The sequence below is a fragment of the Nitrospirota bacterium genome (assembly GCA_004296885.1).
Classification (GTDB): domain Bacteria; phylum Nitrospirota; class Nitrospiria; order Nitrospirales; family Nitrospiraceae; genus SYGV01.
Genome location: SCVN01000006.1, coordinates 24288 through 45018, shown reverse-complemented (window position 1 = coordinate 45018; position 20731 = coordinate 24288). Strand labels below are relative to the sequence as shown.

Annotated in this window: 21 protein-coding genes; 11 read left to right on the top strand and 10 right to left on the bottom strand. The window is 62.9% G+C overall.

Annotated elements, in window-relative coordinates; all coding sequences use genetic code 11:
- Positions 1-24: 24 nt before the first annotated feature.
- Both EPO61_03395 and EPO61_03390 read right to left on the bottom strand, forming a co-directional pair.
- Positions 25-606: a response regulator gene (locus tag EPO61_03395; protein TAJ10189.1), complete on the bottom strand. Its 582-nt coding sequence runs from the start codon at positions 604-606 to the stop codon at positions 25-27.
- Entirely contained in the window at positions 554-1126 is a 573-nt protein-coding gene (locus tag EPO61_03390; protein TAJ10188.1) for a hypothetical protein, read from the bottom strand. Before EPO61_03390 ends, EPO61_03395 begins: the two co-directional genes overlap by 53 nt.
- Positions 1127-1702: 576 nt before the next feature.
- Here EPO61_03390 and EPO61_03385 point away from each other — a divergent pair.
- On the top strand, positions 1703-1933 hold the full coding sequence (locus tag EPO61_03385; GenBank protein TAJ10187.1) for a hypothetical protein: 231 nt from the start codon (positions 1703-1705) through the stop codon (positions 1931-1933).
- A gap of 118 nt (positions 1934-2051) precedes the next feature.
- On the opposite strand, the gene hemL is transcribed toward EPO61_03385, so the two are convergent.
- The gene (hemL, locus tag EPO61_03380) at positions 2052-3335 is read right to left on the bottom strand and encodes a glutamate-1-semialdehyde-2,1-aminomutase (GenBank protein ID TAJ10186.1); all 1284 of its coding nucleotides are present in this window, start codon (positions 3333-3335) and stop codon (positions 2052-2054) included.
- A 180-nt stretch (positions 3336-3515) separates the two neighbouring features.
- Here hemL and fumC point away from each other — a divergent pair, with 180 nt between their 5' ends.
- The 7 genes from fumC to EPO61_03345 all read left to right on the top strand — a co-directional run bounded on the left by fumC (position 3516) and on the right by EPO61_03345 (position 12202).
- The gene (gene fumC, locus EPO61_03375) at positions 3516-4901 is read left to right on the top strand and encodes a class II fumarate hydratase (GenBank protein TAJ10206.1); all 1386 of its coding nucleotides are present in this window, start codon (positions 3516-3518) and stop codon (positions 4899-4901) included.
- 39 nt (positions 4902-4940) lie between these two features.
- Positions 4941-6368, top strand: coding sequence for a pyruvate kinase (gene pyk, locus EPO61_03370; protein ID TAJ10185.1), 1428 nt, complete (start codon positions 4941-4943; stop codon positions 6366-6368).
- Between the two features lie 201 nt (positions 6369-6569).
- Positions 6570-7799, top strand: a complete 1230-nt coding sequence (locus EPO61_03365) for an HAD family hydrolase (protein TAJ10184.1) — start codon at positions 6570-6572, stop codon at positions 7797-7799.
- Positions 7799-9337, top strand: coding sequence for an insulinase family protein (locus EPO61_03360; protein TAJ10205.1), 1539 nt, complete (start codon positions 7799-7801; stop codon positions 9335-9337). The genes EPO61_03365 and EPO61_03360 overlap by 1 nt, the downstream gene beginning before the upstream one ends.
- Positions 9338-9363: 26 nt before the next feature.
- Complete coding sequence (locus tag EPO61_03355; GenBank protein ID TAJ10183.1) at positions 9364-10818, top strand: insulinase family protein; 1455 nt, start codon at positions 9364-9366, stop codon at positions 10816-10818.
- Between the two features lie 306 nt (positions 10819-11124).
- Positions 11125-11946: a TIGR02391 family protein gene (locus EPO61_03350; GenBank protein TAJ10182.1), complete on the top strand. Its 822-nt coding sequence runs from the start codon at positions 11125-11127 to the stop codon at positions 11944-11946.
- The gene (locus EPO61_03345; protein ID TAJ10181.1) at positions 11855-12202 is read left to right on the top strand and encodes an addiction module antitoxin RelB; all 348 of its coding nucleotides are present in this window, start codon (positions 11855-11857) and stop codon (positions 12200-12202) included. The genes EPO61_03350 and EPO61_03345 overlap by 92 nt, the downstream gene beginning before the upstream one ends.
- A gap of 126 nt (positions 12203-12328) precedes the next feature.
- Here the strand turns inward: EPO61_03345 and EPO61_03340 are convergent, their stop codons facing one another.
- Both EPO61_03340 and EPO61_03335 read right to left on the bottom strand, forming a co-directional pair.
- On the bottom strand, positions 12329-12703 hold the full coding sequence (locus tag EPO61_03340) for a hypothetical protein (GenBank protein ID TAJ10180.1): 375 nt from the start codon (positions 12701-12703) through the stop codon (positions 12329-12331).
- Positions 12700-12993, bottom strand: a complete 294-nt coding sequence (locus tag EPO61_03335) for a hypothetical protein (protein ID TAJ10179.1) — start codon at positions 12991-12993, stop codon at positions 12700-12702. The genes EPO61_03340 and EPO61_03335 overlap by 4 nt, the downstream gene beginning before the upstream one ends.
- A 154-nt stretch (positions 12994-13147) precedes the next feature.
- Between EPO61_03335 and EPO61_03330 the strand changes: the two genes are divergently transcribed.
- From EPO61_03330 to EPO61_03320, 3 genes are read left to right on the top strand one after another with little or no spacing between them, the layout of a single operon-like run.
- Complete coding sequence (locus EPO61_03330; protein TAJ10178.1) at positions 13148-13990, top strand: MBL fold metallo-hydrolase; 843 nt, start codon at positions 13148-13150, stop codon at positions 13988-13990.
- 54 nt (positions 13991-14044) lie between these two features.
- Entirely contained in the window at positions 14045-14968 is a 924-nt protein-coding gene (locus EPO61_03325) for a site-2 protease family protein (protein TAJ10204.1), read from the top strand.
- Between the two features lie 24 nt (positions 14969-14992).
- Positions 14993-15469: a DUF1566 domain-containing protein gene (locus tag EPO61_03320; GenBank protein ID TAJ10177.1), complete on the top strand. Its 477-nt coding sequence runs from the start codon at positions 14993-14995 to the stop codon at positions 15467-15469.
- Between the two features lie 13 nt (positions 15470-15482).
- Here the strand turns inward: EPO61_03320 and EPO61_03315 are convergent, their stop codons facing one another.
- Genes EPO61_03315 through EPO61_03295 form a run of 5 tightly spaced genes read right to left on the bottom strand, consistent with a single transcriptional unit; the run spans position 15483 to position 20534 of the window.
- Positions 15483-17309, bottom strand: coding sequence for an efflux transporter outer membrane subunit (locus EPO61_03315; protein TAJ10176.1), 1827 nt, complete (start codon positions 17307-17309; stop codon positions 15483-15485).
- Positions 17248-18198 carry a biotin/lipoyl-binding protein gene (locus EPO61_03310; GenBank protein ID TAJ10175.1) on the bottom strand — a complete coding sequence of 317 codons (951 nt, stop codon included), beginning with the start codon at positions 18196-18198 and terminating at the stop codon, positions 17248-17250. The genes EPO61_03315 and EPO61_03310 overlap by 62 nt, the downstream gene beginning before the upstream one ends.
- Positions 18195-18998: an ABC transporter ATP-binding protein gene (locus EPO61_03305; GenBank protein TAJ10174.1), complete on the bottom strand. Its 804-nt coding sequence runs from the start codon at positions 18996-18998 to the stop codon at positions 18195-18197. Before EPO61_03305 ends, EPO61_03310 begins: the two co-directional genes overlap by 4 nt.
- Before the next feature lie 10 nt (positions 18999-19008).
- Entirely contained in the window at positions 19009-20139 is a 1131-nt protein-coding gene (locus tag EPO61_03300) for an FtsX-like permease family protein (GenBank protein TAJ10173.1), read from the bottom strand.
- Positions 20136-20534 (bottom strand): hypothetical protein, encoded by a 399-nt coding sequence (locus EPO61_03295; GenBank protein TAJ10172.1) that lies wholly within the window; start codon positions 20532-20534, stop codon positions 20136-20138. The genes EPO61_03300 and EPO61_03295 overlap by 4 nt, the downstream gene beginning before the upstream one ends.
- Between the last annotated feature and the right edge of the window lie 197 nt (positions 20535-20731).

Sequence of the window (20731 nt, the reverse complement as noted above, 5' to 3'; positions counted from 1 at the left end):
CGATTAATTTCTTGGCGGGAACGGTTATGCGTCTGACGGAAGAGCCTGTCGAATCATATTGACTAATTCTCGCTCCGTGAACGGCTTGGCGAGAAAGGAGACGCCGAAACCGGCCTCGGAGACGAGGTCGGCTGCAAACCCGGTCATGAAGAGCACCTTGATGTGAGGGTGGCGGGACATCACGCGAGTCACCAATTCGGCTCCGTTTAATCCCGGCATCCTGAAATCGGTCAGCAGGAGGCGGATCGTGTCGACATGTCGGTCGCACAGCGACAGGGCGACCGCCGCATTCGACGCCTCCACCACGCCGTATCCGTTCCTGGTCAACAACAACCGAACGAATCGTCGGATCCCCGGCTCGTCATCGACGATGAGGATCGTCGGCGGCTCCGCCGGGAGGTTGGGTGCTGTGTCTGTGAGCGTGTGAACGTCTTCCAGGCCGGTCATGACGGTATTCCCTTCGGGACAACGGTATCCGCAATTATACACCGATGCGCTCGGTTTTGCTCCCACCACCCTTGGTGCAGAGCCGATGGCTGAATCGGGCCCAACGTTATCTGCTCCCCGGCTTGGCGTACCCTTCGTTTTTGAGCACCTCCGCCACATTTCGATCGTTCACATACACGTCGGCCAGCGTTCGGCCATAGGGATCCAGTGCATCCGTGACCATGGTGACCGTCCCTTCGTGCAGCAGCGCATCCAGTCGTTGCGTGGCCTCGAATCCGCCGGACTGATCCTTCTCGGGCGTATCGATTGAACGCAGCCTGATGCGGTCGGCGCCGTAGGCGAAGGTGTCGCCATCGATCACGCGAATCTTCCAGGGATCCAGCGTGATCGCGGGAGCAGGGGCCATGCGGAGCGGCAGCCGGATCACCGGCGCCCGCCGTGGCAGCAGGTGCTCCTGGGCGAAGGGTTTGCGGGCGAGGTGCCGAAGCGCCTGCCGGCTATAGATCTGCGGCAGACGCACCGTGGCTGAACCGGAGGGACGGTGAGCTTTCTGTCCTGTCGATGCCGGAGATTGAGGCTTCGTGTCGTTGCGACGAGCCTGACTGCCTGAAGCGACGCCGTCCGGCAACACGATTCCCACGAGAAGAACGAATAGGGCGAGTCCATGGAAGCGGGTCATAAGGAACCTCCTTCCTGCAAAAGCCGATGGCACGGAAGAACTGCAAGACTCGTGCGTGAAGGAGATGAGCGAGAGGGAGCAGGGACGGGGACAATCAGGAAGAAAAAGAAGAAGCCCGCTCCTGTGATGAGGATTGCTTGTCAGCGAGGTGGATGAGTCCGACCGACCGCACAACCTATTGTCTGCGGTCTCGCGTCTTCCTGTTGATGGGCCGAAGCCTCAATCGGTCGTGCCTACTGGCACCGAGCAGAAGATGCGTATGTTCGGTTGTGGACTCTTCTCGCTGACGCCGAACCCTCGGGTGTGCTCACAGGAGCGGGCTCCCCTTGTCCGGTGGCGTCATGTATCCTGGATCACCTCCCCTCGATGGGTTGTGAGGGCACCCACACGGCGTTTACTCTGCGCCCGATTTTCACATCTGTCAAGATGTGGCGATAGCCTGCGAGAACGCATAATCCATGCCATGGGAGCGGTTGGTTGACAAGGGTGAAAACCGCATGCTGAAATGGCCGACATGATGCGTCACGACCGAATCGCCATATTGCAAAAAATGAAAAGATAAAGGGGGCTTACACCATGGATATGTTTGGAAAAGTCGGCTTGGTCGAGATTCCGGTCTTGATCGCACCGGATCAGAAGGCCTGGCTGGATCAGATGATTAAGGAAGGTAAGATCGCGGTTCCGCCCGGGGGAACATTGGAGAAAGGCTCCTTGATCTCGATGTTCATCCGGATGCTGCTCCACAATGCCATGGAGGAACAGCGGCGGCAGGCGGCGCTGGATGCGGAGGACGAAGACGACGAGTAGATTGTCGAAACGTCTGCCAGCGTATCCGCTTGGATAGCCGATGTATCGCAGCAGATAACGCGGTCAGCCGTCAGCTCTCAGCCGGAAGCTGAAGGCTGATCGCTGAGCTCCACGTAGGTTATAGATTCTTGAACGCAGCTCTCGCCGCGAGGATGGTCTTTTCGACGTCGGCTGGCGTGTGAGCCGTCGAGAGGAACGCGGCCTCGAACTGGGACGGAGCGAAGTAGCAGCCCTTCTCCAACATCCGGTTGAAGAATTTGGCGTAGCGTTGCGTATCCGACTGCTTGGCTGAGGCCCAGTCTACCACCGGGCCCTTCGTGAAGAATCCGCAAAGCATCGAGCCGACCCGCGTCTGGGTTAGCGGGACCCCGGCCTTCTTAGCCGCCGCGCCGATCCCCTCCGCCAGCTCCGCCGCCTGCTGGTCCAGCTTCCTGTAGAGGCCGGGCGCTTTCAACCGCTTCAGCGTTTCGATGCCCGCCGTGACCGCGAGCGGATTACCCGAGAGTGTCCCGGCCTGATAGACCGGCCCGGCCGGCGCGATCCACTGCATGATCTCCTGCCGACCCCCATAGGCACCCACCGGCAGACCGCCGCCGATGATCTTCCCCAGGCAGGTCAGGTCCGGCCTGATGCCGTACAGTCCCTGCGCGCCTCCGTAGCCGACGCGGAAGCCGGTGATCACTTCGTCGAAGATCAGCAGAATGCCGTGCGCCCGAGTCAGTTCCCGCAAGGCCTGCAGGAATCCATGGCCGGGGGGAATCACTCCCATGTTGCCCGCCACCGGCTCCACGATGACGCAAGCCAGCTTGTGTCCGTGGGCCTTGATGAGGCGCTGCACGCCGGCGATGTCGTTGTAGGAAGCGGTGAGGGTATGGCGCGTGAAGTCCGCCGGGACCCCCGGGCAATCGGGAATGCCGAGCGTGGCCAGTCCCGACCCGGCCTTGGCCAGCAGGTAGTCGCTGTGCCCGTGGTAGCAGCCTTCGAATTTGAGGATGCCGTCGCGCTTGGTATAGCCGCGGGCCAGCCGGATGGCGCTCATGACCGCTTCCGTGCCGGAACTGACGAGGCGGACTTGCTCCATGGAGGGCAGGGCCTGGCCGATCATCTTGGCCAGCGTCACTTCCAATTCGGTCGGAGCCCCGTAGCTGGTCCCGTTGGCGGCGGCGCGCTTGATCGCGGCGATGATGGGCGCCGGTGCATGGCCCAGGATCATCGGGCCCCAGGACAGGACGTAATCGATGAAGCTGTTCCCGTCCACGTCGTAGAGATGGGAGCCCTTGGCGCGCTTGATGAACAAAGGCTGGCCGCCCACGGACCGAAAGGCGCGGACGGGGCTGTTCACCCCGCCGGGGATGTACTTCTGGGCTTCGGCGAAGAGCTGTTTCGACTTGGTGGTCTTCATGGCTGAACGCTGATGGCCGACTGCCGATGACTCACGAAAAGCGGCGTGCACCCTAACATGCGCCCGACGACAGGTCAAGAATCCAGAAGCCCTTGCCGCATGGCACACTCTTCGTCTATTCTCACCACAGTTCATGTTGAGGGAGGACGGGGCATGGCCGAGCAAGCAGCACCGGGGAGCATGAGAAAAGAGACCGACAGTATGGGGGCGATCGAGGTCCCGAACGACCGCTATTGGGGGGCCCAGACCGAACGGTCGCTGCACCATTTCGACATCGGACACGATGTCATGCCCCGCGAGCTGATCCAGGCCTTCGGCATCCTCAAGCGGGCGGCGGCCGAGGTCAACCGGGACCTGGGCAAGCTGCCGGCCGACAAAGCCGCGCTCATGATCGCGGCGGCCGAGGAAGTGATCGCCGGGAAGCTGGACGCGCATTTTCCCCTCCGCATCTGGCAGACCGGCAGCGGCACCCAGACCAACATGAACGCGAACGAGGTCATCTCCAACCGGGCCATCGAGCTGGCCGGGGGCAAGATGGGCAGCAAGGACCCGGTCCATCCCAACGACCATGTGAACATGTCCCAGTCCTCCAACGACACCTTCCCGACCGCCATGCACATCGCGGCGGCCGAACAGATCGTCCACCTGCTGATTCCCAAGGTCACGCAGTTGCGCGATGCGCTGGCAGCCAAGGCCAAGGCCTTCGAACGCATCGTGAAGATCGGCCGCACGCACCTGATGGACGCGGTGCCACTGACACTGGGGCAGGAGTTCTCCGGCTACGTGGCGCAGCTCGATCAGGATCTCGAACGGCTGCGCGGCTCGTTGCCCCACATTTACGAACTGGCGCTGGGCGGGACGGCGGTCGGCACGGGCCTCAACACCCATCCGGAATTCGCCCGCCGAGGGGCGGAGAGGATCGCCGCCTATACCAAACTGCCCTTCGTTTCGGCGCCGAACAAGTTTGCCGCCCTGGCCGGGCACGATGCCCTGGTCATGGCCAGCGGGGCCCTGAAAACCCTGGCCTGCTCCCTGATGAAGATCGCCAACGACATCCGCTGGCTGGGCTCCGGTCCCCGCTGCGGCCTGGCCGAGTTGATCCTGCCGGCCAACGAGCCCGGCTCCTCGATCATGCCGGGCAAGGTGAACCCGACCCAGAGCGAGGCGATGACAATGGTCTGCGTGCAGGTGATCGGGAACGATACGGCCATCTCCATGGCCGGCAGCCAGGGGAATTTCGAGCTGAACGTCTTCAAACCGGTCATCATCCACAACCTGCTGCACTCGATCCGGCTCCTGGCCGACAGTTGCCGCTCCTTCACGGAGCATTGCGCGGTCGGCCTCGAACCGGACTTGGCGCAGATTCACAAGAGCGTGACCAATTCCCTGATGCTGGTCACGGCCTTGAATCCCAAGATCGGCTACGACAAGGCCGCGAAGGTGGCCAAGAAAGCCTACGAGGAACGGACCACGTTGCGCGAGGCCTGCCTGGCCCTGGGCTTCCTCTCCGGCGAAGCATTCGACGCGCTCGTTAAGCCGGAGAAGATGCTCGGCCCGGAAGCCTAAGCGGAGCAACCCTTCCAGCCGTCCGATCGGACCGATCACATGCGCAAAGCCAAGATCGTCTGCACCATCGGGCCGGCCAGCGACCAGCCGGCGATGCTCGATCGGCTGATCGAAGCCGGGTTGGATGCGGCGCGGCTGAATTTCTCGCACGGCACGCACGAATCCCATGCCCGCGCCATCGCTGCGGTGCGGGAGGCGGCGACCCGCCGGGGCCGGGCCGTGGCGATCATCCAGGACTTGCAGGGCCCGCGAATCCGGATCGGAACCTTGACGGCGGCGGTCGAAACCAAGGCCGGACAGGAAATCACTCTGGTACCAGATGGGGCTCGGCCTGGTTCCGTGACAGGGGCCCTCCGTCTGCCGGTTACCTATCCCAGCTTGGCGCGCGATGTGAAGCCCGGCGCGAAGATTCTCATCAACGACGGGCTGATCGAGCTGACGGTCGAGCGGGTGGTCGGGGAAGAGGTCCGCTGCCGGGTCGTTACCGGCGGCCCCATCGCATCGCACAAGGGGCTCAACCTGCCGGGCACGGCGATCAGCGCGCCGACGGTCACGGAGAAGGATCGGGAGGATCTCCGGTTCGGCCTCGTCCAGGGGGTGGACTACGTAGCCCTCTCGTTCGTGCGCGGGCCGGAAGACATTATCGCGGCCAGACGGGTGATGGCGGAACAGGGAACACACGTGCCCGTCATCGCCAAGATCGAGCGGGCCGAAGCGGTGGAGGCGCTGGAGGCGATCCTGGAGGCGGCCGACGGAGTGATGATCGCGAGAGGCGACCTCGGGGTGGAGTTGGGACCGGAGGTGGTGCCGGTCCTGCAGAAACGCATCATCCGCGCCGCCAATCGGCGCCGGCGTCTGGTGATTACGGCCACGCAGATGCTGGAATCCATGACCCAGCAGCCGAGGCCGACCAGAGCGGAAGCCTCCGATGTGGCCAATGCGGTGTTCGACGGGACGGATGCCGTGATGCTCTCGGCGGAGACGGCGGCGGGCCGATACCCGGTCGAATCGGTCCAGGTCATGGACCGGATCGTCCGGACCGCGGAAGGCGAGCCCGGTGCATCGCGGCTGCGCGGCGAGGACCGTGAGGGCACCTCGATTCCCGAGGCTCTGTGCGAAGCCGCCTTTCAGGCGGCCGAGGCGACCGGCTCCGCCGCCATCGTGGTCTTCAGCGAATCGGGGACCAGCGCGCGCCTCATGTCGAAGCAACGACCGGCGGCGCCGATCGTCGCCTTCACGCCGTTTGAGCCGGTGCGCCGGCGTATGGCATTGTATTGGGGCGTCCTTCCGCTGTCCATGCAGCGGGCCGCCGAGTCCGATGTCCGGGTCCGCGAGGTCGAACGGCGGCTTGCGGAGCAGAAGATGGTGTCGGCTGGGGCGCGGATCGTCATCCTGGCCGGGACGCTCGTCGGGCAGATCGGCGGCACGAACGTCATGAAAGTCCACGAGGTCGGCCAAGCAGGCTAGCCCACATTATTCATGAGGGTTCGTGACGAAACCGCTGAGACGTCTGGCGAGACGGGTGCGCGGAGCCGCGAAGGCCCAAGGCGTCCTTGAACAGGACGGTGCGGGACTGAGCGGCGAGCCCACCCGCCTGCGTGCCGACACCCTGCACGCAGGCTTGTCGCAGCGGCGTATCAGCGATTGCAGTAGAAGCCGTCATGAATCATGTGGGCTAGGAGCGGAGCCAATGGCACCGGTGCGCGGTCTTCTCATCATGTTGGTCCTGTGCCTCGCGGCTCCCGCCGCGGACGGCCTGGCGTTCACCGGCGATCTGAAGAAGGACCCTGTGAACGTGGTCAAGGCCTACCTGTCCCTGGACATGAAGGGGGCGCGGCTGGAGTCCATGTCCTGGGAGACGCTTCGACCCTACGTCAATTGGAGTCGGGAACTGTCCTGGGGAATTGTGGTGGTGATCGAGGACTACGAGGTGATCGACGAAATCAAGGCCTGGGAAGTGGTGAGCTTGCTGGAGGTGTGGATTCCCGTCAAGTTCAAGGTGCTCGGCACGATGGAATGGGACGAGGTCGTCTTCAAACCGGAGCCGCACGTGGAGGAGGTTCGGTTTCACGTGAAGGCCGTCGGGGACCGCTGGCGGATCATCGAGCCGACCCTGCCGCCGCACGTCGGTCGCAAGCGCCTGATCGGCCACGTGCGGCAGGCGATGCTGCAGGAGACCGACGGGGCCAAGGGGGCCAAACTCGCGGAGCTTCTGGAGAGCGTGAGGCAAGCGCCATGACGAAGGCCAAGCCGCGGGCCGTGCCGGTCGATCTCTTGATCTTCGACCTGGACGGGACGCTGATCGAATCCAAGTGGGACATCGCTACGGCGGTCAATCTGACGCTGGGCGAGTTGGGTTTGCCGCTCCGCCCGCAGGAAGAAATCTTCGGCTTCGTCGGCGACGGCGTCAAACGGTTGCTCCGCCTCTCCGTCGGGGAGGCCGATCAGGCCAGCTACGAGGAGGCCTTGCGGGTGTTCCGCGGCCATTACCTGGCCCACTGCCTCGACCGGACGCAATTTTACTCCGGCGTCGAGCGGGTCCTGGCCCACTATGCCCACAAACAGAAGGCGGTCGCCACGAACAAGTCCATCGAGTACACCATGAAAATCCTGCAAGGGCTCGGGGCGCATCATTTCACCTACGTCGTCGGCGGCGACAACGGCTATGGGCTGAAGCCGGAGCCGGGGATGCTGGTGAAGGTGATGGAAGAGCTGAAGGTCGGCAAGGAGCGGACCGTGCTCATCGGGGACAGCACGAACGATATCAACGGCGGGCATAACGCCGGCATCCGGGTCTGCGCGGTCGGCTATGGGATGGGGAACCGGGAGAAGATGGCCGCCTGCAACCCGGACTGGTTCATCGAACAACCGGAAGACATGATAGGACTTTTTTCATGATGCAGACGAGACGACGATGGTGGGTGTTGATCCTGTTCGCAAGCTGCCTGCTCGCCGGTCCCGTTCAGGCGGCGGCGGGGGCTCCATCGAACGGGTTGGCCGAACGCGTCATCGAGCACCGGCTGGCGAACGGCCTCACGGTCCTGCTGGTCGAGCGGCACGAGAGCCCGGTCCTTTCCATCAATATGACGTTCGGCGTCGGCGGGATCAACGAACATACCGGCATCACCGGCGTGGCGCATCTCTATGAACACATGGCCTTCAAGGGGACCAAGACCCTGGGCACCAGGGACTATGCCAAGGAACGGCCGCTGCTGGCGGAATTGGATCGGCTCAACGGAGAGATTGAAGCGCTGCGCGAGCAGCTTCGCGCCGCCGGCCAGCAGGATTCTCCCGCCTTGCAGTACAAGCGGCAGACGTTCAGGGAAGTCCAGGCGGCGGCCGATGCTTTGGTCGTGGGCAACGAGATGTCCTTGCTCTACCAACGCCATGGAGCGGTGGGACTGAATGCTTCTACGGGCAAGGACGTCACGCGCTACACCGTCAGTCTGCCGGCCAACCGCCTGCCGCTCTGGGCCGCGATCGAAGCGGACCGGATGGCTCACCCGGTCCTGCGCGAATTTTACAAGGAACGGGCCGTGGTGATGGAGGAGCGGCGGCTGCGGACGGAGGACAGTCCCAACGGCCTGCTCTTCGAAGCCTTTGCCGCCGCGGCCTTCCAGGCCCATCCCTACGGCTTCCCGACGATCGGTTGGGGCTCGGACATCCTGGTCCTCACGCCGGCCGACACGGAGCGGTTCTTCCGCACCTACTACGGACCGAACAATGCCGTTGTGGCGATTGCAGGGGACATCAATCCCACAGAAGTCATCGCCTTGATCGAACGGACCTTCGGCGCCTTGCCTGCGGCTCCGCCGCCGCCTCCCGTGGTGACGGTCGAACCGCCGCAGAAAGGCGAGCGGCGCATCGAGGTGGAGTTCGAGGCGGAGCCGATCCTGATCCTGGGCTATCACAAGCCGTCCCTGGGCCACCCGGACGATTTTGTCTTCGACGTGCTGGACTCGGTCCTGTCGGAAGGCGTGACCTCGCGGCTGTACCAGAAGCTCGTGCGCGAGAAGCGCGTCGCGGTCTCCGTCGGCACCGATTCCGGCTTTCCCGGCCAGCGCGATCCCAATTTGTTCGTGATCAGCGCCGCGCCTCTCGCCCCGCACCGGACGGCGGAACTGGAAGCGGCGGTCGAGGAGGAGTTGGAACGGTTGAAAACCGAGCCGGTGTCGGCCAAGGAGCTGGAGAAAGTGCTGAACAATCTGGACGCCTCCCTGGTCCGGTCCCTGCGGTCCAACAGCGGCCTGGCCTCGCAACTCGCCTTCTTTCAGACGGTGGCTCGAGACTGGCGGTACATCCTGAAGGTGCGCGACAAGATTGCCTCGGTGACGCCCGCCGACATCCAGCGCGTGGCCGCGCAATATTTCGTCAAGCCCAACCGAACCGTGGCGACCCTGGTCAAGCCGGCCGCTGGAAAAGACGGGAAGCGTTGAGCGTGAGGGAGAATAGCAAGAGGGACATGGTGAAAAGGCCGATGATGCAAAGAATCGCAGGGTTGGCGGTGGCAGTGACACTGTGCCTTGGAGTCGAATCTCCGCTTGTGCTGGCGCAGGACGATCCGAGGACGATGAAGTTCGACACGGTCCAATTTACCCCGCCGGAGCCGGAGCGGGTGGTGCTGGACAACGGCATGGTCGTGTATTTGCTGGAAGACCACGAACTGCCGCTGGTCACGATCACCGCCACGATGCAGACCGGCGCCTGGCTGGACCCGTCGGACAAGGTTGGTCTGGCCGGCCTGACGGGCGCCACGATGCGGACGGGCGGAACCGCGCGCATGTCCGCCGAGGAGGTGGACCAGGAGCTGGAGCAACTGGCGGCTGGGGTTTCGGTGGGCATCGGGACCGAGTCCGGCTCCGCCATGTTGGATGTGCTGAAGAAGGATGTGCCCCGCGGGCTCCGGATCTTTGCCGACATGCTCATGACGCCCGCCTTCGACTCCAGCCGGGTCGAACTGGCCAAACTCCAGGCGATCGAGGGTATCCGCCGACGCCAGGATCAGCCACAATCCATCGCCGGGCGCGAGTTCGCCAAGTTGCTCTACGGAGCGGAGCACCCCTTCGCGCGCGAAAGTTCCGTGGCCTCGGTCACCAGGATCACCCGCCAGGACTTGCTGGCTTTCCATGCCCGCACGGTCCATCCCAATGGGATTGTGCTGGGCGTGACGGGGGATTTCGACAAGGGCCCGATGCTGGCGGCGCTGCGCGAGACGTTCGGCGCCTGGCCCAGGGGGGAGGTGCCGAAGATCGCCTTCCCGCCGGTCCAAGCGGAGCAGGGGCGTGACGGGAAGCGTATCGTCCGTGTCGTCGGCAAGGGGAGCCAGCAGACCCATCTGCGGGCCGGCCACCTCTCGATCAAGGAGAGCGATCCCGACTATCCGGCCGTCTCGCTGCTCAACGACATTCTCGGCGGGAGCGGATTCCGCAGCCGCTTGTTCCAGGATGTGCGGACCAAACAAGGGCTGGCCTACTCGGTGGGCAGTTCGCTCCGGGCCGGGGTGCGCGAGCAGGGGGTCTGGGGGATGCGCGCGGAAACCAAGCTGGCCTCGACGCAGGAAGTGGTGAACCGCCTGGTGGCCAATATGGAACGGCTCCAGAAAGAGCCGGTGACGGACCAGGAACTGGCGGAAGCGAAGGAGGCCTTCGTGAATTCCTTTGTCTTCTCGTTCACCAGCGCCTCCAGCATCGTCAGCCGCCTGATCGGGCTGGAGTACGACGGCCTGCCCAAGGACTTTCTCCAGCAGATGCGGGATAAAGTCGTGAAGCTGACCAAGGACGACTTGCTGCAAGCGGCCCGCAAGCACCTCCATCCGGACCAGCTCCGCATCCTGGCGGTCGGTCCGGTTGACGCGCTGCCGCAAGTGCTGTCTGGGTTCGGTGAGGTGAAGGAAATAAAGTTGCCGCCTGAGGGATGAGGGAGGCGGCTGACGAACGGCGCGTGCGCTCGGCTGCGGCATGATGCATTGGTGTCATCGGGCCACCGTGAGTCTTACGGTTGGCCGCTTGCCTTATCGGAATAGAAGAACGGCTCGCGGCGCCCTCGCGGCTACTGACGCACAGTTCTTGCCATCCCGTCGCCTCAGCCCGCATCCGTTCCATCCGCATGCGGAGAGAGGGAAAGGGTAAGGGACGCGTCGCTGAGAGACCCGTCCCCTTGGTTTGGAGCCGCTTCTGCAAAGCCGCTGCGGTCTCTACCACGGCCACAAGTTTGGAGATTGAGAATGGTAAACCGTAAGCATGACCAAGAACCCTCGTCGATAGAAGTCAGACAATTCACTTCCAAGGAAATCCAACGTGGGATTGATAAGCTGAAGAAACGGATCGACGAGGTGAAAGCTCTCAAGGCCGATCGTATCAAGTATGAAGATAGACGCCATCGGAACGCAGAGCAAAATATCAGGGCAGCGATTTTAGAGATATTTGGCGAGCGCTCTCTTGAGTACAGAACACATCAAAATCACAATATTTGGCATAGTACGGGCGTGCCTGTCGATGCTTTTGGAGGTGCCCTCAAAACGCCAGACTTTCAACTTTGTTTTGAGGCGGGCATCCCACAAACAATTACTCTACTTGAGGGTCTTATTGCTCGTCTTGAAGAAAAGCAGGCCGACCTCGGACTAGACCCTGCTGGTCGTGTCAAGATGGCCTTCGACAATATGGAACTTCACCCACGGATTGCCGATGTATGCGCCGATTTATACCGCAATAGACATTACCGCAACGCTGTACTTGATGCGTCTTTGGCTCTGGTAAACATAGTTAAAGAAAAGTCTCGTCGCCACGACCTAGATGGTGCGCCACTGATGCGCGCTGTTTTTTCTAAGAATGCTCCGGTCCTTGCTTTCAATGATCTCAAGGATCAAACAGAACAAGATGAACAAGAGGGCATGATGCATCTCTTTGAGGGAGCAGTCCAAGCTCTGCGAAATCCAAGAGCGCACGCTTTAGCAGATGATTCACCAGAAGAAGCGCTCGAATATATTGCCCTGCTCAGTTTCCTCGCCAAGAAAGTGGATCAAGCAAGGCGTCGGGAAGAGAAGTAATAAGGCTGTGGCTGCGAGGGGAAAAGTATCTATGAGAGATGAGGAGGCAAAGGTGTTCGCCGCGGCATTGCAGCTGCCGCTGCAGGCACGGGCCGCACTTGCCTCTCTGCTTATCGAAAGTCTAGATGCTGAGGTAGACGAGGATGCTAAAACGGCGTGGAGTGCTGAGATCGCGCGGCGAGTGCAAGAGTTGGAAGGCGGAAAGGTCAAGACCATCCCCTGGCTTGAGGCGCGACGACAGATTCTCGGCAAGTAATTTGGAAAGTTTGCTTGGGGAATAGCTTGTGTCTGAGAAGCAGATAGTGATGATGGCCATTCAGGGCAGTATTCTTGAGACCGACGTGCAGGCGATCGTGAACGCAGCGAACCGTAGGTCCTGGTCTTACACGGCGATTTCGAATTGGATGCGCTCGTAGGGGACGGTCGGGGTGACGGCGTCGCGGGCATGGGAGCCCGGCGCCAGATGAACCAAGCCGAGATTGGCCAGGAGTGTCAGATCGGCGTGGACGTTCTTGAAGTTCCGTTTCGTGAGTTTCGCCAGCGCGGCAATGGATGGAGGGCGATGAGTCCTGATCAGGTGGAGCAGGGTCAAGCGCGAGGGAGTGAGCACCTGACGCATGGCTTCCACGCTCACAAAAAAGGTTCCGGTGCGTTTGGTAACCTTTTGTCCGGCCTGAAGCGCCTTCAGGGTTGACCCGAACTCGCGCAGCCCTTCCTCCAGCGTTCGAACCCCGACTTTGATCTGCTTGGCTTTCATGGTTCCAACTCCTCTCTGATCGTCCCTACATCCCGGAGAAAATCTTCGATCAGCCGATCAACAGTGGTAAAGGCGTACGGCGTCGTGTCGGATCGGTAGTGCCGATGGTCGCCCTTGCGCTCATGGTTGTCGTAACCGACCAGTCGGTTGCCGCCACGGATGTACACCAGGGAATATTTGAACCCGTGCGGCGCACTTGCGGTCTTCGGCACGTCGTAGGCCTTCATTTCCACCAGCCCTCCCTGTTCGTCAACATATCTTGTATGGAGGACCAGCCTGGCCTTTGCCATATGGTAATAGATACCATATAGAACGGCAGTGTCAAGGAGGGTCTTGCGCTACTGCGCCTGGTTGTCTCTTGATTGTCGATCCTCTGCAAGGTACTGTGACGGTCATGGTGTCGTTCAAGCTGATGGCTGATAACTGACAGCTGAAGGCTTCTTTATGGGATTAGAAGACGACTTCTGCGACATCATCAAGAAGGCCCGGACGGGTCTGGGGCTCTCGATCGGCGAGGTGGCCGAAAAAAGCGGCATCAGACCTGACGCCGTGACGGTGTTGGAGCGGGCCGGGAGGCAGCCGACGAGGGCGGAAGTCATGGCGCTTGCGACAGTGTTGGGGCTCAGGCCTGAGCCATTGATTCAGATTGCACTGGAAGGGTGGAGGCCGGCCGACTCTCCGGCGCTGGCTTGCGTCGAAACGGTACTCGGGGATGTCGGCGGGTACCAGGTCAAAGGCTATGTGCTGTACGATGGGGGCGAGGCCATTATGGTGGACACGGCCTACAATGCCGAGGCCATGCTGGATGTCGTGAGCCGGAAGAATCTGACACTCAAAGCGGTTTGTCTCACGCACGGCCATTCCGACCATGCGGAGGGGTTGGATGTGATCCTGCAACATCTTCCAGTGCCGGTCTATATCGGCCGCGAGGATGTGAAACTCCTCTCCTGGAAACCGCCGCAAAAGCTGATGGGCCCTTGCGAAGACGGCAGTCCGATCGCGGTGGGCGGTCTGACCGTGACCTGCATGACGACGCCGGGTCATACGCCTGGCGGCATCTGTTATCGGGTGCAGGGGGGCGAGCGTGACATCTGCTTCGTCGGGGACACGCTTTTTGCCGGTTCGATCGGGAGGGCCAATCCCGCGACGCTCTATCCGGTGCATCTGGAATCGGTGAGGAAGCGGGTGTTGACACAGCCGGCGCCGGTGGTACTCTTGCCCGGCCACGGTCCGGCCACGACGGTGGGGGAAGAACTGGTTCATAACCCTTTTCTGACCGCAGCCTAGGCGAGCATGGCGCTATACGACGAGCGGCCAGATCCGAACGACCCGTTCAGCCGGATGGTCCCGGCGCGGGAGCACCCAGGGTATGACGTGGTTCCGATGGATGACGATCCGAAGGCGCCGGCTCATGCCTCGATTGTCGTTCCGCTGGGGCTGTTTCTGGCCACGGTCTTTACCACACTCTGGGCCGGAGCCTACCAAACCAACACGAGCCCGCTGCTCGGTGCCTGGCAGTTTTTGGTCAACGATCCGGCTGCTCTTCTGAAAGGCCTTCCGTTCGCCGGGACCCTGCTGGGCATCCTGGTCATGCACGAGCTCGGTCATTATGTCCTCTCGCGCATTCACCGTGTGCCCGCCTCCTTGCCGCTGTTCATCCCGGGGCCGCCGCACTTTATCGGGACCTTCGGCGCGATCATCCGCATGCGCGGGCCGATCCTGAACCGCAAGGCCCTGTTCGACATCGGTGTGGCCGGCCCGATCGCGGGGTTCGTGGTGGCGGTCGTGGCGCTATTTGTTGGGCTGAGCCTCTCGCAGGTGGTCAAAGACGAGCATACCTTCGGCCTGCACCTGGGGGAGCCGTTGCTGTTGCAGTTCGTGTCCTGGCTGGTGTTCGGCCCGCTTCCGGAGGGCTACGACGTGCTGCTGCACCCGGTCGGCTTTGCCGCCTGGTTCGGGCTTTTCGTGACCGCGCTGAACTTAATTCCCATCGGGCAGCTGGACGGGGGCCATGTGGCTTATGCCCTCTGGGGCGAGCGGCAGAGGACGCTGGCCTTGGCGATCCTCCCGGTCCTGCTGGTGCTGGGCTTCGTGGGCTGGCGCGGGTGGTTTCTCTGGGCTGGGATGGCCGGGCTGCTGGGGCTGAGCCATCCGCCGGTCCTGGACCCGGAGGAAGCTCTGGGCCCGACCCGCGTCTGGGTCGGCTGGGGCGCACTGGCGATTTTTATCCTGACCTTTGCGCCGGTGCCATTCTCATTCTATTAACGCACGAGCGAGGCGCATGACGTCATGAGGCGAACGAGTCCGGCGCGAGCCTGGGTCGGTACCCTGGCCTTGTGTGCGTTCTCGCTGATCGTTGATCCGCTCCCCGCCGCCGAGCGATTCACCCTCGTGCTGGGTGGAGTCGGGGTGAAGGACAACCAGACCGGCCTGGTCTGGGAGCAGGCGCCGGACCTGGAACATGATGTCTGGAGCCGATCCGTCGAGCGTTGCAAGACGAAGGCCATCGGCGGTAAAAACGGCTGGCGGGCGCCGACGATTCAGGAGATAAAGAGCCTCATCGATCCGGCGCAGAAGGACCCGGCTCTGCCGCCCGGCCATCCCTTTTTGAATATCAAGTCGGCCATCTACTGGACCGCCACGCCGCACCCGACCGACGACATCGTGGCCTGGCAGGTGAGTTTCTTTTCCGGCGAACCGGTGACCGACCAGAAGTCCGGGACTCGCCGCATGTGGTGTGTGTTGGGCGAACCCTCGGCGAAATAGACGATCGAATCGATTACCCGCCGAAAAGCGGTGTCTTCAGCGGCGAGCGGAGGGGGGTCTCGGGAGACATGGCGATCGGCTTGGTCTCCCAGCCGCCGCCGAGCGCTTTGAAGAGGGTGACCATGTCGGTCAGCCTGGCCCGCTCTGTCTGAACGAGCTGCGTCTCGGCCGCCAGCATGCTCCGTTCCGCCTCCAGCACATCCAGGTAGGTCACCAATCCCTCGCGATACCGAATCTGGGCCAACTCCAGGGCCGTTTCCGATGCCTTGACCTGCTCGCGCTGGCGGTCCCGTTGTTCCGTCCGGGAGCGGATGGAAACCAGCTGATCCGCCACTTCCCGGAAGGCGTTCAGGATCGTCTGCTGATAGTTCTCCAGCATCTGTTCGTAGCGGGCCTCGGCTTGGTCCAGGCGCGCCACGTTGGTGCCGCCCAGGAAAATGGGGAGCGTGACCGCCGGGCCGATGGTGAAGGTGCGGCTGTTCCCGTTGAACCAGTTGGAGAACTCGACGCTCTGCAACCCGCCCTGGCCTGTGATGGATAAAGATGGGAAAAAGTAAGCGCGGGCCTCGCCGATCCGCGCGTTGGCCGCGATGAGCGTCCGCTCGGCTTGCAGAATGTCGGGCCGCCGTTCCAACAATTGCGAAGGCAGGCCGACCGGAATCTCCGGCTGGGCCGCCACTGTTCGGAGCGGCTTGGACGGGAGTTGCAACGACCCGGGCGCGGCGCCGGTCAGCACTTCGAGCCGATGGAGCTCGACGGCGCGCAGCCTCTGGAACTCGGGAATTTGCCCCGCGCTCTCCGCCACGAGCACCTCGGCCCGTTTGACGTCCAGCTCCGAAGCCAAACCGACCGCTGCGCGGCTCTGGATGATCGCGAGGGAGTCCTTCCGTAGAGCCAGGTTTTTCTCCGCGATCGTCACCTGTTCGTCCAATTCGCGCAGCCGGAAATAGGCCTGCCCCAGGTCGCTGACGAGGGACAGGGCCACGGCCCGGTGGTCCTGCTCCAGCGCAATCGCCTCTGCCGAGGCCGCTTCCATGCCCCGCCGGATGCGACCCCAGAGGTCCAATTCCCAACTCAAGTCCGCCGCGGCATTCCAGAGGTTGAACCCGGTGCCGGGTGTCGCGAAAGTCTGCGGAGCCGCGCGGCCTGAGGCCAGACCGAGTCCGGCCAGGGTGTTTTTGGAAATCTCGATGCGCGAGTATTGGCTCTGCACGTTGACCTGCGGGTAGAGGCCTGCGCCGGCGGCCATCAAGGCGGCTCGTCCTTCCATCACCCGGGAGGCGGCCCGGCGCACATCGTGGTTGCGCTCGAGCGCCTGCTCGATCAAACCGGTCAGCTCCTCGTTCTGAAACTCCCGCCACCAGCGGGCTTCCGGGAGTCTGCCGGTCGCCATGGGCGCGCCGGCTTGGTCCTTGCCGGTTTCCATCGCATCCCACGCGGAGGGCACAACCACGTCGGGCTTCTTGTAGTCGGGTCCCTGCACGCAGCCGGCCAGCAGCAGGATGTTGAAAAAGACCCCCAGCTTTGTTCCCAGTCGCTCGCTCCCCTCAACGAAGAGCAAAACTGAAGGCAAAGTACCTATCCGCTCGCATGTGATCGAAGCGAGCGGTTCAAGCGAAGCTCGGTGTGTACCTCCTCGGGGCTCTCGCTCCCTGCGGCCGCCCTGGGCAAGAAGCGCGTCTCGGCGCGCTTGAGGCTGGGGGGGTGAGATGACGGTCTTTTTGAACATCCTGAATGGTTTTCTAACTGAAAATCTTGTCATGGTGTGCAGTATGAGATCACTGGCTCTTGGGTGCTTCAGCGTCCCGTTTGATGAACACGTCCACCTGCTGACCGGCATAGACGGGAAAGGGCGGCCGCGCGAAATGGTAGATGATCTGGAGCACGCGGGTATCCACCCGTTCCGTGTTGTCGCCGGTCAGGGATTTCTTGGGCACGATGTAGGGCTCGATGCGGGCGAAGGTCAGGGGAATCGCCTGCTTCGTCGAGCCCTTGAGGTAGGCGACGCCGGGGCTCCCGGCTTTCACCAGCGGTGCGTTCACCTCGTCCACGTCGGCGCGGATCTGCAGCCGCTGGGTCTCGCCGAGGAGGATCAGCGTTTCCGAGGCGCCAGGCGTCGCATACTCGCCGGCGCGCACGTTGACTTGCAGAATCGTCCCGGCTCTGGGGGCGCGCACCGTCAGCCGTTCCAGCAAAATCTTGGTCTCGTCCCGCTGGGCGACGGCCTGGATCAAGTCGGCGTCGTTCCGCACCAGCACCCGCTTGTTCGCTTCCATCGCATACCAGGTCCGCTTCACATCGTCCTCGCTGACCGCCCGGCGGTCGTGCACCGCCTGGAGCCGCTTGTACTGAACCTGGAGGTCTTCCAGCCGATTCCGCTGCTCTTCGATCCGCGCCTGCGCCGGAGGAATAGCCGCCTGGCGGACGGCGAGCTGCGCGCGTAATTCCCGGTCGTCTAGTTGGAGCAACGGGGCGTCCAGTTCCACCTGGTCGCCGACTGTCACGAAGACCTTGGTGATCAGGCCGGCGGCCGGCGGGGCGATCCGCACGTTCTCGTTCTCCGCTTCGATGATGCCGGAGGCCGCCACGGTGCTCTCATAAGGACTCGTCGGCGGGGGCTCGATCGGCGTTGGCATCGGTTCCTGCTTCTTGGCCGCCAGCAGAATCCACATCGTGAAGAGCAGTCCGGCCAGAGAGACCCAGACGCTGAGTCGTGTGAGCACGATCATGCTGGTGACTCCATTGAAGCGGGGGGCTTTCCCGCATCTGCCGCCCTGGGGCTCGGCCTCGGTGCCTCATGCACGCTGACGATGCGTCCGTCCGTCAACTCGGCGATCCGGTCGCCGAAATGGAAAATGCGACTGTCGTGGGTCACGACGATCACCGCCCGTTCCGGCGAGCGCCCGACGTCCCGCAGGATCGCCATGATCTTCTGGCCGTTCTCTCCGTCCAGGGCCGCGGTCGGCTCGTCGCAGATCAGGAGGCGCGGCTCGGAGACCAGGGCGCGGGCGATGGCGACCCGCTGCTGCTGCCCGCCGGACAGCTTGGCCGGCACAAACTCCGTCCGATCCCCCAGCCCCACGCTGCCCAGCATCGTCCGCGCGCGCCGGATCGCGTCTTTCTTGGGGGTCCCGTGGATGAGCAGGGGCACGGCCACGTTTTCGGCGGCGGTCAAGGCCGGCAACAGATTGAACTGCTGAAAAATGAACCCCATCGTCTGCCCGCGAAACCTGGTTTTCTTGCCGCCGGACAGCTGGGGGAGCGGCACGCCCAGCACGTCCAACTGGCCTTCGTCGATGTCCAGGATGCCGGCAATCACCGACAGCAGGGTCGTTTTGCCGCCGCCGGACTCGCCGACCAGCAGGAGCAGCTCGCCCATGCGGACGTCCAGGTCGATGCCCTTCAGCACGGTGACTTTGGTGTCACCGGCGCCGAACGACTTGATGACGCCGCGAACCATCACAGCGGGCGGAGTCCCTCCAGGCGCCTCTCCCGTACTCACGTCTGTTGTTTGTGCGTCCAGTTCCATCGTCACCGGCTCATCTGAACACGATGGCTGGCTCCAACTTGGCCAGCTTGATGATGCTGATCGTGGCCGAAAAGGTGCAGATGGCCAGCAGGGAGCCGAACACGAGCCAGAGCAAGGGCCAGGTCTCTGAAAAAGGCAGCTGGCCTTTGGACGCGGCCAGTGTCCCGAACAATGTGGCCAGACCGATGCCGACGCCGAACCCGATGATCCCGACGGTAAAGGCTTGCAGGATGATCATGCGGGCCAGCGCGAAGGTGCTGGCCCCCATGGCCTTCAGCGCCCCGAACTGCCGGAGGTTCTCGACCGTGAACAAATAGAAGGTCTGCCCGGCGATGGCCATGCCCACGATGAAGCCCAGCAGGATTGTGGTGCCGAAGTTGATCCCGATGCCGGTGTTCTTGAGCACCCATAGGATCGTCTTCCAGCCGAATTCCTCCTGGGTGAAGGCGCCCAGGCCCGTCTGTTCGGTGATGCGTTTGGTCACCGCTTCCACCGGCTCGTTGTCCCTGGCCTTGGCCAGCACGTACGAGAGCAGGCGGCGTTCCGGCGGGGCATAGGTGGTGGCCCGCTCGAAGGTCGCATAGACGGAGGGGATGTTTTGGAAGTCCTTCTGCACATGGGCGATGCCCACGATGCGGGCCTTCTTGTCGTTGATCTCAAAGATCGTCCCGACTTTGATCACCTCCGGTCCGCCCATTCGCTCCACCGCCCACTGGTCCACCACGACCGCGTCCGGCGTCCGCAGGTCTTCGATGCGGCCTTCCTCCATGTGGGCCGGACGGCCGATGAGGGTCGAAGCGTCCAGCCCCATGAGCGTGATCTGGTGATACTCGCCGTTGGCCAGGCGGGCCCGGCCCACGCCCCGGTAAAGCGGCACGGCCCACTCGACGCCCGGCACGCTCCGCACGCGCTCCACGGTGGTGGAGGCGATGGGCTTCACCTCCGCCACCTGGCTGATGTTCGGGTCCGTCACCCAAATCTGGACGTTGAGGTTGCTGATCCCGGACTCCGACCAGATCATCAGGCCCCAGAAAATGGAGCCCTGCTGCACGATCAGCATGACGCAAAAGGTCAGGCCACAGAGCAGCATCAGGTACTTGGCCCGATCGCCGAAGAGCATCTTGAGCGCCACATAACTCATAGGGTTTCGGCTTCGTCGCCTCGACAATCCGGCGGAAAGGCCACCACGCGAGGCGGCCTGGGAATCGCCGGCGTATCATGCCGGTGAAAAAAGAACGTGCAGAGCTTGGCGACCGGGCAGCCGTGCAACAGTGCCGTGGTCCAGAAGCGGCGGACATGCTCGCCGTCCTGCTGCTGGTCTTCGTCCCACAGACGGAAGGGGCCCGGGAAGGGGCTGGAGAAGCTGATCCCCCGCGCGGCAAACCGTTCGGAGACCCCCTCCGCCAGAAACTCCAGTACGTCCCCGCACCAGTCGAAGACTCGGCCGGTGCAAGACCGGTCGCCGGTTGGCGCGATCTGGGCCTGCCGTTCGCCGAGATAATCTTGCAGCGCCTGGCCGATGGTCTCGGGTTGCATGTGAAGGTCCTGCCGATGCATAGGGCGATGTCTGAGAGCAGGGATGATGCCAGACGAGACGGGCCGGTGAGCCGGAGCAGCTAACCGGTTGTAACTGCTGATCGCCCTGAAGATTTCACGGAGCTTGGTGAGCGGTGACGGCCGGCGCTTTTCTGCCCATATATGGTCAGGCCTGACGACCTGCGGGCACAACCTGA

Bases quoted from the DNA above. Each gene is read 5' to 3' on its own strand.
- EPO61_03395 (TAJ10189.1), bottom strand. From the start codon at position 606: ATGTGGCGGAGGTGCTCAAAAACGAAGGGTACGCCAAGCCGGGGAGCA.
- EPO61_03390 (TAJ10188.1), bottom strand. From the start codon at position 1,126: ATGACCCGCTTCCATGGACTCGCCCTATTCGTTCTTCTCGTGGGAATC.
- EPO61_03385 (TAJ10187.1), top strand. From the start codon at position 1,703: ATGGATATGTTTGGAAAAGTCGGCTTGGTCGAGATTCCGGTCTTGATC.
- hemL (TAJ10186.1), bottom strand. From the start codon at position 3,335: ATGAAGACCACCAAGTCGAAACAGCTCTTCGCCGAAGCCCAGAAGTAC.
- fumC (TAJ10206.1), top strand. From the start codon at position 3,516: ATGAGAAAAGAGACCGACAGTATGGGGGCGATCGAGGTCCCGAACGAC.
- pyk (TAJ10185.1), top strand. From the start codon at position 4,941: ATGCGCAAAGCCAAGATCGTCTGCACCATCGGGCCGGCCAGCGACCAG.
- EPO61_03365 (TAJ10184.1), top strand. From the start codon at position 6,570: ATGTGGGCTAGGAGCGGAGCCAATGGCACCGGTGCGCGGTCTTCTCAT.
- EPO61_03360 (TAJ10205.1), top strand. From the start codon at position 7,799: ATGCAGACGAGACGACGATGGTGGGTGTTGATCCTGTTCGCAAGCTGC.
- EPO61_03355 (TAJ10183.1), top strand. From the start codon at position 9,364: ATGGTGAAAAGGCCGATGATGCAAAGAATCGCAGGGTTGGCGGTGGCA.
- EPO61_03350 (TAJ10182.1), top strand. From the start codon at position 11,125: ATGGTAAACCGTAAGCATGACCAAGAACCCTCGTCGATAGAAGTCAGA.
- EPO61_03345 (TAJ10181.1), top strand. From the start codon at position 11,855: ATGATTCACCAGAAGAAGCGCTCGAATATATTGCCCTGCTCAGTTTCC.
- EPO61_03340 (TAJ10180.1), bottom strand. From the start codon at position 12,703: ATGAAAGCCAAGCAGATCAAAGTCGGGGTTCGAACGCTGGAGGAAGGG.
- EPO61_03335 (TAJ10179.1), bottom strand. From the start codon at position 12,993: ATGGCAAAGGCCAGGCTGGTCCTCCATACAAGATATGTTGACGAACAG.
- EPO61_03330 (TAJ10178.1), top strand. From the start codon at position 13,148: ATGGGATTAGAAGACGACTTCTGCGACATCATCAAGAAGGCCCGGACG.
- EPO61_03325 (TAJ10204.1), top strand. From the start codon at position 14,045: ATGGTCCCGGCGCGGGAGCACCCAGGGTATGACGTGGTTCCGATGGAT.
- EPO61_03320 (TAJ10177.1), top strand. From the start codon at position 14,993: ATGAGGCGAACGAGTCCGGCGCGAGCCTGGGTCGGTACCCTGGCCTTG.
- EPO61_03315 (TAJ10176.1), bottom strand. From the start codon at position 17,309: ATGCCGGTCAGCAGGTGGACGTGTTCATCAAACGGGACGCTGAAGCAC.
- EPO61_03310 (TAJ10175.1), bottom strand. From the start codon at position 18,198: ATGATCGTGCTCACACGACTCAGCGTCTGGGTCTCTCTGGCCGGACTG.
- EPO61_03305 (TAJ10174.1), bottom strand. From the start codon at position 18,998: ATGGAACTGGACGCACAAACAACAGACGTGAGTACGGGAGAGGCGCCT.
- EPO61_03300 (TAJ10173.1), bottom strand. From the start codon at position 20,139: ATGAGTTATGTGGCGCTCAAGATGCTCTTCGGCGATCGGGCCAAGTAC.
- EPO61_03295 (TAJ10172.1), bottom strand. From the start codon at position 20,534: ATGCAACCCGAGACCATCGGCCAGGCGCTGCAAGATTATCTCGGCGAA.